Raw genomic sequence first — 12,424 nt, 5'->3', positions numbered from 1 at the left:
TGATATCGTGGCGATAGGGAAGCCGCCTGTCAAAAAAAGCCTGTCTATTCGACAGGCTTCATCTCTTCCCAATTTTTTCCTACCTTCGACTCAACGACAACCCGTACACCAACCTTCTCAACATTCTCCATCAAGTCTTTTGCAAAAGCCGAGACTTTTTCAACATCATTCGGTGGCACTTCAAACAACAATTCATCATGAACCTGCAAAAGCATACGGCTAGCAGGGGACACATCCTCTAATTTTTTGGCTATTTCGATCATCGCCAGCTTGATTAAATCGGCCTCAGAGCCTTGTACGGGCATATTGATAGCCATTCTTTCAGCCTGGGCCCTTACCATCGGCATAGAAGAATGAATCTCTGGCAAATAACGCTTTCTTCCAAAAAACGTTTCAACATAGCCAAGTTTATGCGCAGAAAGCTTGGTCTCCACCATATAATTCTTGATTCCTTTGTAAACCTGGAAGTATTTGTCGATAAACGCTCTTGCCTCCTTAAATGAAATGCCCGCCGATTGAGCCAAACCCTGCGGACCTTGGCCAAAAATCAATCCAAAGTTAATGGCTTTAGCGATGCGGCGCTGATCCTTGGTCACCTCCTTCAACGGAATCTCCCAAATAGACGATGCTGTAGCCGTATGCACATCCTCTCCATTTTCAAATGCCTGAAGCATCGCTTTGTCTTTGGCGAGCGCCGCCACCAATCTCAATTCAATCTGCGAGTAGTCACAGGACAACAAAACAAATCCCTCCTTCGCAATAAATGCTCGGCGAATTTTTCTGCCAAGCTCGGTTCGGATCGGAATATTTTGCATGTTCGGATCCGATGAAGAAAGTCTTCCCGTCGCCGCGACCGCTTGATCAAAAGAAGTATGGATACGTCCATTCGCATCCGCGAGATCCGGAAGGACATCAACATACGTCGAGAGTAATTTTGACACCTCTCGATAATCTTCGATCATATCAATAATAGGATGTGAGCCGCGTAATTTTTCCAACTCTTGAGCAGCTGTCGAGAAACCCGTCTTGCCGCGCTTCACACCTTTCGTCTCCAAGCCAAGTTTCCCAAAAAGCACTTCCGCGAGCTGGGTAGGGGATCCTGGATTAAAATCCACTCCCGCAGCCTTGATCATCTTCTTTTCAATCTCTTGTTTTGATTTCGACATCTCTTTTGAGAGTCCGCGTAGATAATTTCGATCCACCAAAATACCTTCACGCTCCATCGCGCGCAAAATCGGAACAAGCGGAAGTTCAAAACGTTCAAGGATCGGCAAGAGCGATTCTTCCTCCAGCAACTTTTTTAACGTCTTCACGCAAGCCCTGATAACACTCGCTTCCGCCAATGGTCCGCTTTCTTGTTCAAGCTGCACGCTCGCATACTTTGCCGCGATCGCGCCCAAATCATGATTGCGTTCTCCGGCGCCCAACACATATCCGGCAAGCATCGTATCAAAATTCCAGCGAGGAATTTCCAACGCATGCGATTCCAAAAGCTTCATGTCCTGCTTTGCATCATGTGCGACAAACTTCACATCGTCGTCTGCCAAAAAATCCTGCAACTCGTTCTTGCTCGACTCGATCAGTGCCGCAGAAAAAACATACGCTGTCCGATCATCCGCCAAGACAAAACCTCCTGCTTCATTTCCAAATAATGATCCTTGCGAATTTCGCACGGCTCGCACAACAACGTCTTTCGATTTTCGTAAAGCTTCTAGCACGTTCTTGATCTCCGTCTTTTTCTCAACGCGCACTTCTTGCAAAAGAATATTTTTAAGTGAAACAGAAATTTCTGGTTTCGCTTTTTCTCCTTTCTGTTTTTTCTCTCCCTTCACCTTCTTCTCCTTCACGACAACTTCACCAGGAATTTTTCCAAGCAAAGATTTAAAACCATTCGCATGCAAGAAGGCGAGCAGCCCTTCTTTATCTTTCGGAAAAACTCCTAAAGCCGGCTTCCAATCAATCGGAACATTTTTCTCGATAGTGACCAAAGCCATAATCGCCGGAATCTCTTTCTCTGCTCCAAGTAACTTCTCTCTAGTCGATGCAGAAATATCTGACTTTGCATCATGCGCAGCCTTCAAAATAGCTTTGATAGAGCCAAATTTCTGCAACAAATCCGTCGCACCCTTGTCTCCAATACCTCGAATACCCGGAATATTATCTGACGTATCGCCTCGCATTGCCTTATATTCAAGAAATTGCTCTGGCGTTAGCCCATATTCTTCTTTAATCGCCTCAACATCATAACGCTTGGTCTCCGTAACGCCTTTCTTAAACGCCATAACGGAAATACCCGGCTTCACCAGCTGCAAAGCATCACGATCTCCAGTAACAATAACGACTTCCCAGCCAGCTTTTTTAGCTCGTTCTGCAAAAGTTCCGAGTAAATCATCAGCCTCATATCCATCCAATTCAAAAGATGGCACGCCAATCAATTCCAAACCCTCCTTTACCCAAGGGATCTGAGCATAGAGCTCATCCTCCTTTTGAACGCGATTAGCCTTATAAGCCTCATATGCCTCATGTCTAAATGTCGGAGCCTCTGTATCCCAACAAGCGACAAAAGCATCCGGCTTCTCATCCTCGATCAGCTTCATGACCGACATCATCATTCCATACACACAATTAACCACCTGACCCTTTGGATTAGTCAGCGGTCTAATCGCATGCCAAGCACGATGAAGCAAAGCATTGGCATCCAAGATATAAAGGCGTTTCATGGCCACAGCATGACATATCGGAGAACAAAAAGAAGAGGACCTCGGACAGAATGTCCGAGGTCCTCAGAAATGCCGATCAGCCGCTCGACTTCAGATAGGCCAAGAGCGGAAGATTGTAGAAACGACTGTACTGGGTGACGAGGTAACCGTCCTCTGCCCATCGCTGGGTCAGGATCGATCCCGGCTCCGCACCCACGCCATTTCCCTCGATGGCAGAGCCAGGCAGCCGGATGTCTTCACCCCAATACACCTTACCTTTGGTCAGCGAGAGAAGCTTCACGCACTCGCCCTCGAGCGAGACCAAGCTGAGTAGCGCACCATCCCGATCGCGCACCATTCGGCTCGCATCCAGGATAGAAACGCCATCCGGCGCCGTGGTCACAAGCTCCCAGTTGATGACGCCCTCGAGCGTCGGTCGTCCGCGAACGATGGACAGCGAGCGCTCCGATCCACGCAGCTGAATGGCGTAAGCCATGTCGCTCTGCGCATCGACGCCCGTCACGGCAGGACCTTCACCGCGCTGCGTGAGCTCGGTCCATCGGCCCTCGCGCCGCATGAGACAAGTCTCGAGCGGTCCGACGAAGCGCGCCTCCATGGGAGTCACGCCCGTTTGCGGATTGCGCCGACGCCTGATCGCATCGACCACCAGATCGAGCGACTCAGGCTCCGAAAGCAATGCGCGCAATCGCACATTACCCGTCAGAAACACCACGCGTCCGATCGAGTAGTATCCTCGCACCAGTGCATACTCCGGCTTGTACGGAATGAACCGCGTCACCGGCAAAAGCGGCATCAAACCAATCACCCCCTCATGTACCTCCTGCTTCATGTCGATGGCGAGCAGCACCGACCGCTCTCCCGTCTTGGCGTGAGCTGTTGCCAGCTCGTTGAGAGAAACGCGTTTCACCTCGACATTCGGGATCGGTACGGGTGTATCGTATCGATGAGACATAGGCTCCATGAAACTCCTCTTGAAAAAGTGCGTTGCCCGCCCACTTGAAAGACAAACGGGCCCGCAGGATACTACAGATAGAAAGTCTCGTAAAGAGTTGGTTCATCGCTTGCGAAAATCAACACCTATGGCTAATATCCTCGCACACAGAAACGACTGCGGCGTGGTAGCCAAGTGGTAAGGCAGGGGTCTGCAAAACCCTTATTCGTGGGTTCGATTCCCACTCACGCCTCCAAACAAAAAGACTCCCATCGGGAGTCTTTTTGTTTTTAACTCTGGTCGTCAATCTTCGCGATGATATAAGGCTGCGGGATCGGTTCAGCGGCCGGACCATACTTACCAACCTTATTAAGGTCAGCCGTGCGGCCATTCCACTGCTCCCAATTCTTTTTACCCGTACCCATCTCGATAACTTCAACCTCGATATTGCGCTTCAATCCATAAGCCTTGGCAGACGCAAGATCACCCATCCAGATGTCGACGCGATAGCGATAGCGCGGATTCATGCGATCACGAACCTCAAAAATCTTGTCACCGAATACGGAAGGAATACGGATCTTGGTACCAATCGGCAAGACATTCGTTGCAACATAACCGTCGCGAACAACAGAACCGTCAGCCGTGATAAACGGACTACCATCCGTTTCATTAGCACGAGACGTATAAGCCGTTGAGTCCATACGAATGGTCTTAATCGTAGTCGGGCGAGACTTTTGCGGGAGAACAATGACTTTGTCATTAGCAGAATCCGTCTCCGTTTTAGACCAAAGCAAGCTTGGGATAAAATCCGCAGCCTTGGCAACCGGAGCAGCAGCCTGTACGCCAACGAGGACGACAGCCATAATGGCAAGACACGTCTTTTTGGCTACGTTATACTTGTTGATGGTATAGATAGTCATAGTCAGGCTTGAATAATTAACGGAAAATCATAACATAATAAAGCCCTTTTGTCAAGGGTTTTGCCCAATAAAATGGCTAATATTAGCAAAATATTTAGAGACTTGAGCTACAAACTACGTCCATTGAGCCGAAAACTCGGCCCAAAGGCTTGGATTGCGCTAAAAATAGCCGTTTTAGGAGGTTTAGCGATCTCTGTAATCGGTCTTTTTGTCTTTACCTTGTTTGCCGCTTGGGTCAGCCGCGATTTGCCTGATCCAAACTCCCTGATCACCAGAAGCGTCCAGCAATCGACCAAAATCTTTGATCGTACCGGAGAACATCTCCTTTATGAGATCCACGGCGATGAACGTCGCACACTCGTAAAGATCGATGAGATTCCAAACTCGATGCAGAAAGCCGCCATCGCGATCGAGGACCGTTTATTTTACGAACACAACGGCGTCTACTGGCGCGGCTTCCTACGCGCCGGCGTCATGAGCGTTTTGCGCGGCCAGCGTTTGCAAGGAACTTCAACACTAACTCAGCAGCTCGTCCGCAATGCCATTCTCACAACAGAGCGCTCCTACACGCGTAAGCTGCGTGAAATTATTTTGTCACTGCAGATTGAACAGAAGTATTCCAAAGAAGAGATCTTGCAGCTGTATTTGAACGAGATTCCATTCGGCTCAAACTTGTATGGCGTCGAGTCGGCCTCGCAAACCTATTTTGGAAAACCTGCAAAAGAATTAACGCTTGATGAATCGGCATTACTTGCAGCCATCATTCAGCGTCCAGATTATTTTTCTCCGTACGGCACCGGCTTGAGCGGTGATCATCGCGAACAACTCGTACAACGTCAGCATCTCGTCCTCACAAAAATGGCTGATGAAGGATTTTTTTCTCGTGAAGAAGTCGATGCCGCTAAAGAAGTAAAGACGCTTGAAAAAATTAAACCGCGCCGCATCGGCAATATCGATGCGCCGCACTTTGTCATGTATGTCCGCGATCTTCTTGAAACAACCTATGGTGATCGCGCTGTCGCACAAGGCGGATTGAAAGTCATTACAACCTTGGACTGGAGCATGCAGCAGGCAGCAGAAGAGGAAATAAAAAAAGGCGTTGAAACACTTGGAAAACAATACCAATTTACCAACGCCGCCCTCGTTGCTTTGGAACCAAAGACTGGGCAAGTCCTGACAATGGTCGGATCCAAGGATTTCTTTGATGAAGAGAACGACGGTCAATTCAACGTAACCTTGTCGGAGCGTCAGCCTGGCTCCAGCTTTAAGCCGATTGTTTATGCGGCCGCCTTCATGCGCGGCTACTTACCAGAAACCCAAGTCTGGGACGTCAACACGGTTTTCAAAACCGAGATCGGAAAATACGAACCAAAAAACTACAGTCTGAAAGAAAACGGTCCCGTCTCTTTGCGTCAGGCATTGGCCGGCTCTCTGAATATTCCGGCCGTGAAAGTTCTCTACCTCGTCGGTGTCGGACGAGTGCTCGATTTTGCCGAAACACTCGGCTATTCAACGTTAGAAGACCGCAGTCGCTTTGGATTATCACTTGTACTCGGAGGCGCAGAAGTGAAACCAATCGAGCACGCTGCCGCCTTCGCAGCCTTTGCCACCGACGGTGAATGGCGTCCAACCTCTGCCGTTCTCCGTGTGGAAGATGCTGACGGAAAAATCCTTGAAGAGTGGAAGGAGCCGGAAGCTCGCCGCGTCATGGATCAGCAGATCGCCCGCCTCACCAACGACGTTCTCTCCGACAACAATGCGCGCGCCTACATTTTTGGCGGCCGTAACTCGCTCACGCTTCCGGATCGTCCGGTAGCTGCCAAAACCGGAACCACCAACAACAACCACGATGCATGGACGGCGGGCTACACGCCCAACCTCGTCTCGGTTGTCTGGGTCGGCAACAACGATAACTCGGAAATGAAACGCGGCGCGGACGGCTCCATCGTCGCCGCACCGATCTGGCAGGCCTTCATGAAGCGCGCGCTCACCGGCAAACCAATTGAACGCTTCACCAAGCCCGCCCCTCCGGAAACAACACGCCCAATCCTGCTCGGCAAAGTCTTTGAACAAAAAATCAAAGTCAACAAATTGACCGGCAAACTCGCCACCGATCAGACGCCGCCGGAACTCGTAGAAGAACGCATCGGCAGAGAAGCGCATGACATTCTTTACTACGTCGATAAAGACGATCCAACCGGACCACCTCCATCCAACCCGGCCGATGATCCACAATTCTCCAACTGGGAAACCGGCGTTCAAACCTGGGTCTCAAAAACAAGCTGGAATGCAACGAGCACGATCCCGACAGAAACGGATGACGCCTTCACGGAAGAAACTCGACCGCAAATCTCCGTGCTCTCGCCGCAAGCAAATGGATCGATCTTTACACGTCAGATGCAGGTCAGTCTCTCGATCAACTCCTCGCGCCCAATCACGCGCGTAGAAGCATTCGTCGACGGCACGCCTGTTGGATCTGGTTTCAATGCTCCCTGGGATTTCCGCGTAAGAATTCCAAACAGCATCGGCAAAGGCTTCCGCACACTCATCGTCCGCGCTTACGACAACATGGGCCAATGGGGCGAGTCGAGCACAACCTTCAACCTTGAAGCCGATGCCGATCCAAACGAACCAACCATCTCGATCATCGCGCCTTCCAACGGAGAAACCTGGGCACGCACGACATTCCCAAAAATCATCCGCGTCCGTCTGGAAAACCCATCGCAATATGATCGCGTAGACGTCAGCTTCATCGGCAGCGACAGCGTTGATCGTCTCGTAGGAACGCAGCTCCTGCCCAACGCCAACGAGATCACCATCTCCGTCCCAGCCGGTCCTCCAATCGGCCGCTACGATCTCGTCGTCAAAGCCAAAAAGGCCAATGTCGATCAATTCGACCGCGTGCAAATCAGTGTAAACATTACAGAATAAAAAAAAACGCCCCGTTAACCGGGGCGTTTTTCTTGCTGCATAGTTCCTACTGTCTGATCGGCATCACGATGTAGCGGAAACCTTCCTGATCTTTTGGAGTAACGACGACCGGATTCATCGCATCAATCATGCGCAGCACGATCTTATCCGTTCCCATCGCTGACAATCCATCAGAAATATAACGGAAGTTCAAAATAACTTTGTTCGCATCACCATCAATCTCGGCTTTCAATGTCGTCTTATGTGCACCCGTTCCCGTATCCGCAGAAGAAACCTTCAAACCTTCTCCTGGAACAACTTCGAAGTGAATATCAAACAATCCTTGGCGTGAGAACAATGAAGCGGCGCGAATCGCTTTCTGAAGTTCTGATCGTGACAAAACCATCGTTGTCTTGAACTGTGCCGGAATAAGCTGTCGATAATCCGGGAAAGAAGCTTCAATCAAGCGCGAGATCAATTCCACGTTTCCATAAGTCATGACCATCTGGCTATCCGTCACCGACCACTCAACCTGTTCCGGCATCCCAACATCATCCTTGTAAGCCGTCAGGATTCTGGCCGCCTCCTGCATCGCGCGGGCCGGAACGATACACTTACCCTCTTTCTGCGTCCCCGTGCCCTCAAGGGGCAAAACGCGCTCCGAGAGGCGGTATGAGTCCGTAGCTGCCATCACCAAACTCCCATTGATCTGACCATGGAAATAACAAGCGACACCCGAAAGCTCCGGACGCGACTCGGAACCCGACACGGCAAACGCCACCTGTCCGATCGCATTTCGCAAAACATCAGCCTTCAAATGATATCCACCGTCTTTGGCTAACTTGGGGATAAGCGGGAACTCGGAAGACGGCATTCCCTTAATAGATGTGGATGATCCATCCGCTCGAACTTCCAATACATCATCCGCCAAAACCAATTCAACCTTTCCGGCTGGAAGCAATGAAATGTAATCCTGCAAAAGCTTGGCAGGAACCGTAAACTCACCCTGAGCCTCGACACGTCCTCTGACCTGGGCTGAAACCGCCATCTCAAGATTGGTCGTCGAGAGTTTTAAACCTCCGGAGTCTGTCTTAAGAAGAACATTTCCCAAGATAGGGAGATTGGCATTCTTCCCGGAGATATGACTTACCAGAGAAAGGCCTTGAAGAAGGTTCTCCTGAGTACAAGCGAAATGCATATGTTCATGCCGATGTTCGCACTCCGTGTTGTGTTAATCAAGTATATATATAAACAGTAGTAGTAATAGGCTATGTGGACAGCGGGGATAATCAAAAACATGGCTTGTCTTAGCCATGTTATCGTCCTCATTCATCCACCATTGACGGGGACATCATCCGTCTAATACGTGCACAAACACCCCGTTCTAATTATGTCCGATCTTTTATCCCTCAGTTGTCCCTAGTTTTATCCCCACCTATCCACAGTTTTGTCCACAGATGATTGCGCTAACCTAAGCGCTTTGGCTGTAGAGGCGTTCGCGCAGAGTTGTGAGATCTCGCCTCAATTGCTCGTCATCTTTCAAGAGCGTATTGATCTTGTCGCAAGCATGCATCGCTGTCGTATGGTCTCTTCCTCCAATTTGGTCGCCAATGGAAGGATAGGAGCATTTAGCTTCCTCACGCAGTAAGTACATCGCGACTTGTCTTGGGAAAGCGAGGCGGCGCTCGCGGCTTTTACCAAGAATATCTTCCATCGAGATGTCGTAGTAGGAGATAACGGTCTCGATCAGCAAGCGCGGCGTGACATTTCGCTTGGTAATCGTCGGCGTGAAGCTCTGAAGCAGCGGCTGTACGGAATCAAGCGTTGGCTGAATGTTCTTGAACTGGTGATAAGCGATAATCTTATTCATCGCGCCCTCCAACTCACGTACATTCGACTGAATCGCGCCGGCAATCGCATGGAAAATTTCTGTAGATAGAGCGTAATTTTTGTCTCGACCCTTAGCCTGAAGAATAGCAACGCGCGTTTCAAAATCCGGTTTGGAAATATCGACCATCATGCCCCACTCAAAACGGGACTGAAGACGGCTTTCCAAGGTTTGAATATCTTTCGGCGGTCGATCCGAAGTGATAACGATCTGCTTATTGTTCTGATGAAGCGCGTTAAATGTGTGGAAAAACTCTTCCTGAGTACCCTCTTTCCCCGTCAAAAACTGAATATCATCGATCAAAAGAACGTCAACCAAGCGATATTTATCTTTAAAATCATTAATCCTGCCTCCGCGCACCGACTGAATGAACTCATTGGTAAAACGTTCACACGTGACATAGCGGATTTTGGCTTCCGGAGTCCTTGCCTGCACATGATGGCCGATAGCCTGCAAAAGATGCGTCTTACCCATTCCAGCGCCGCCATGAATGAATAGCGGGTTATAAACATCGCCTGTCTTGGAAGCGACGGCCTGACTCGCAGCATGCGCCAGCTCATTGCTCTTTCCAACAATAAACGAACCAAAGGTATAACGCGGATTCAAACCAACATCGCTATTCGATCCTTCAGATTTCATCGGAGCTTCATAACGAGATGCTTCCGACGTTGAAGTCGATGGCTCCGCTGTCTGCTGTGTAACTTCCATCGGCAAAACCGTCGTGTTCTTTACTTCGATGCGATACGTCACCTCACGAATCGGTAGATTCGAGGCATTTCGCAAGGCTTTTATGATCTGATCGTTATATTTTTTTTCCATCCACGCCTTGGTAAACGTGTTTGGAACCGCGACAATTGCCTTTGTTCCCTCGGCTTGAATGAGATAGGTGTTTTTAAACCAGGTCGTAAAATTCGCTTTCGACAAAGTGAGTTCGAGCTCACCGAGTGCCGCCTGCCAAAGTGCTTGCTGGTCCATAGAAATTACGACGATCATTCCAACTGTGCATAACTATGTCAAACCTGTGGAGAAAAAGTGAGCAAAGGGGTGAATACTTGCCAATTTCTGCGGAATCCTGTATCTTTGGCGGGTCACCAATTATATGGCAACCAAGCGAACCTATCAGCCCAAAAAGCGCCGCAGAGCAAAGGTGCACGGTTTTCGTGCTCGTATGAGCACCAAGAACGGCCGTGAAGTCCTCTCGCGCCGCCGCAAAAAGGGCCGCCGCGTCTCGGCGATCAAAACCGTCGTTAAGCGCTCCCGCCGCTAAAGAGCGGTAGAATAGGCGAGGGGAAACCCTCGTCTTTTCATATGTTGCCCAAAAACGAACGCCTCCGCCGAGCCAAAGATTTCGCTCTGCTCTCGCAAAAAGGGCGGGTTGTTTATAGTCCTTTCTACGCATTGCGCATCCGCGCGAGCCAAACACCAACCAAGGTCGGTTTTGTCACTTCATCCAAGGTTTTTAAGACAGCCGTCGCACGCAATCGTGGGAAACGCCGCATGCGCGAGGTGCTCCGCCTCCTCAAATCCGAGTGGCCCAAAAACATGGACCTCCTTTTCATCCTGAAATTGGAACTCCTCAAGGCCGACTTCAAAGAACTTGAAACGATGGTCCGTCGATCATTTGAAAAAATTCCGGAAGCCATGCAAAAGCCTCCCGCTCCTCGCAAACCAAAAGCGCGTAAAAAATCTTCCGTCGTTTTCAAAAATGAAACATGAAGATCACGCATCTTCCACGACGCTCGGGTCAGCTCATGATCCGTCTCTATCAAAAAACGCTCTCACCCGACCACGGCCCCTTCCGGGATTTATTTCCGTACCGTGTTTGTAAATTTCACCCGACTTGTTCGCAGTACACATACGACGCCATCGGAAAGTACGGACTGATCAAAGGCTCTTGGATCGGCTGGAAAAGAATATTACGATGCAATCCCTGGAGCCACGGCGGCATCGATCACGTTTCGTAAATTTTAAGCATCGCTTTCACATCTTCCTCTGGCAGGGGAATAGAAATTCGTTTGCGTTTTCCACTCGCGCCCTTTGCAATGTCGATTTCCGATGGAGCAAGATCAAAATATTTCGCCAAAAAACGCAACAGCTCTTCATTCGCCTTCCCATCAACAGGCGGCGCAGCCAAACGGATCTTCAAAGCCCCATCATGCATCCCGACAATTTCCGTCACGGAAGCATTCGGCACAACAAGAACACTTAGTGTGTACATAAATGAATGATAGCAAAAACAGGAGTTTTTTAATATCGCTCTACCGACGACCGTTGACAGAATCGCAATATTCTGATATAGCCTACAAATGTTCCTTGAAAGGATGTGGTAATGAGTGCTGAGCACGCAAAGAGCAGGAACCCGTTCAAGCAGTCTCTTGAGATTCAAATCAAGCGCTTGCGAGAACAGTGCGAGCTTGGGAATTGGGGTATCCACTCCGATGTCTTCGAGCGCCTCGCTGCAACCGCTCCCAACTGGCCCCGGGGACGTGACGCTTTCCGATCGTTTCGTGTCCGCTTCGGCAAGGGCCGCGAGGGCATGATCCAGACCTTCGAAGCGCATGCCGAGGCCATGAAGCGGGTTCATGGACCCAAGTTCGACCGTAGGCTGGGCGCACGGACGGACAAGCGCGGGGGACACATCGATAGATTTCGTCTTCTGAACGGTGACGGAACCCACGAGCCCATCATTGAGTGGGTCGTGATCCCTAACCTGTCGTCGCCTCTGAGGGACGAATCGATCCGTGCCTTCTCCTTCGAGAACCTGTGCGGCCCGAAGTCCATTGCGGACGAAGGTCTTGTGCTCTCTTGGCTGGTTCCTGAACGGATCCGCGCCATCGACCGCAAGACGCTGTATCCGTTCTACCTCGCGGGATACGTGATGAGTCCTGTGCGCGAGGAAAGCGATCAAAGCCTGCCTGAGTATCTGCGTCCGAGAAACTATGCTCCGGTCGTAGACCACCATTCATCCGACGGCACTACTCTTTTGGATGTCGATGACCCTCCCTTTCCGCGTCGGGGTTGCGCAGCTCCCTCGATCAAGTGACTCCGCCGAGGA

At 50.1% G+C, this 12,424-nt stretch carries 11 protein-coding genes and 1 tRNA gene; 6 read left to right on the top strand and 6 right to left on the bottom strand.

Annotated elements, in window-relative coordinates; all coding sequences use genetic code 11:
• Positions 1-44: 44 nt before the first annotated feature.
• Together polA and IPH19_03305 are read right to left on the bottom strand one after the other, a co-directional pair.
• Positions 45-2,720, bottom strand: a complete 2,676-nt coding sequence (gene polA / locus IPH19_03310) for a DNA polymerase I (GenBank protein ID QQR60419.1) — start codon at positions 2,718-2,720, stop codon at positions 45-47.
• A 76-nt stretch (positions 2,721-2,796) separates the two neighbouring features.
• Positions 2,797-3,672 (bottom strand): hypothetical protein, encoded by an 876-nt coding sequence (locus IPH19_03305; protein ID QQR60418.1) that lies wholly within the window; start codon positions 3,670-3,672, stop codon positions 2,797-2,799.
• Positions 3,673-3,832: 160 nt separating this feature from the next.
• Between IPH19_03305 and IPH19_03300 the strand changes: the two genes are divergently transcribed.
• Positions 3,833-3,907 (top strand) — tRNA-Cys (locus IPH19_03300).
• A 34-nt stretch (positions 3,908-3,941) separates the two neighbouring features.
• On the opposite strand, the gene IPH19_03295 is transcribed toward IPH19_03300, so the two are convergent.
• On the bottom strand, positions 3,942-4,571 hold the full coding sequence (locus IPH19_03295) for a 3D domain-containing protein (protein QQR60417.1): 630 nt from the start codon (positions 4,569-4,571) through the stop codon (positions 3,942-3,944).
• A 123-nt stretch (positions 4,572-4,694) separates the two neighbouring features.
• On the opposite strand from IPH19_03295, the gene IPH19_03290 reads away from it, so the two are divergent.
• A complete protein-coding gene (locus tag IPH19_03290; protein QQR60416.1) occupies positions 4,695-7,502 on the top strand; it encodes a transglycosylase domain-containing protein in 2,808 nt (935 codons plus the stop codon).
• 46 nt (positions 7,503-7,548) lie between these two features.
• Here the strand turns inward: IPH19_03290 and dnaN are convergent, their stop codons facing one another.
• Both dnaN and dnaA read right to left on the bottom strand, forming a co-directional pair.
• Positions 7,549-8,679, bottom strand: coding sequence for a DNA polymerase III subunit beta (dnaN, locus tag IPH19_03285; GenBank protein QQR60415.1), 1,131 nt, complete (start codon positions 8,677-8,679; stop codon positions 7,549-7,551).
• A gap of 273 nt (positions 8,680-8,952) precedes the next feature.
• On the bottom strand, positions 8,953-10,344 hold the full coding sequence (gene dnaA / locus IPH19_03280) for a chromosomal replication initiator protein DnaA (GenBank protein ID QQR60414.1): 1,392 nt from the start codon (positions 10,342-10,344) through the stop codon (positions 8,953-8,955).
• Positions 10,345-10,468: 124 nt separating this feature from the next.
• Between dnaA and rpmH the strand changes: the two genes are divergently transcribed.
• Genes rpmH through yidD form a run of 3 tightly spaced genes read left to right on the top strand, consistent with a single transcriptional unit; the run spans position 10,469 to position 11,333 of the window.
• Positions 10,469-10,636: a 50S ribosomal protein L34 gene (gene rpmH, locus IPH19_03275; GenBank protein QQR60413.1), complete on the top strand. Its 168-nt coding sequence runs from the start codon at positions 10,469-10,471 to the stop codon at positions 10,634-10,636.
• Between the two features lie 41 nt (positions 10,637-10,677).
• On the top strand, positions 10,678-11,085 hold the full coding sequence (rnpA, locus tag IPH19_03270; GenBank protein QQR60412.1) for a ribonuclease P protein component: 408 nt from the start codon (positions 10,678-10,680) through the stop codon (positions 11,083-11,085).
• Positions 11,082-11,333 carry a membrane protein insertion efficiency factor YidD gene (gene yidD / locus IPH19_03265; GenBank protein ID QQR60411.1) on the top strand — a complete coding sequence of 84 codons (252 nt, stop codon included), beginning with the start codon at positions 11,082-11,084 and terminating at the stop codon, positions 11,331-11,333. The genes rnpA and yidD overlap by 4 nt, the downstream gene beginning before the upstream one ends.
• On the opposite strand, the gene IPH19_03260 is transcribed toward yidD, so the two are convergent.
• Positions 11,321-11,587, bottom strand: a complete 267-nt coding sequence (locus tag IPH19_03260; GenBank protein ID QQR60410.1) for a DUF167 domain-containing protein — start codon at positions 11,585-11,587, stop codon at positions 11,321-11,323. The genes yidD and IPH19_03260 overlap by 13 nt on opposite strands.
• Positions 11,588-11,698: 111 nt before the next feature.
• Between IPH19_03260 and IPH19_03255 the strand changes: the two genes are divergently transcribed.
• Positions 11,699-12,412: a hypothetical protein gene (locus IPH19_03255; GenBank protein QQR60409.1), complete on the top strand. Its 714-nt coding sequence runs from the start codon at positions 11,699-11,701 to the stop codon at positions 12,410-12,412.
• The last annotated feature ends 12 nt before the right edge of the window (positions 12,413-12,424 follow it).

The sequence above is a fragment of the Candidatus Uhrbacteria bacterium genome (assembly GCA_016699205.1).
Taxonomy (GTDB): domain Bacteria; phylum Patescibacteriota; class Patescibacteriia; order 2-12-FULL-60-25; family 2-12-FULL-60-25; genus CAIXDN01.
This window is presented reverse-complemented; position numbering and strand designations above follow the sequence as displayed.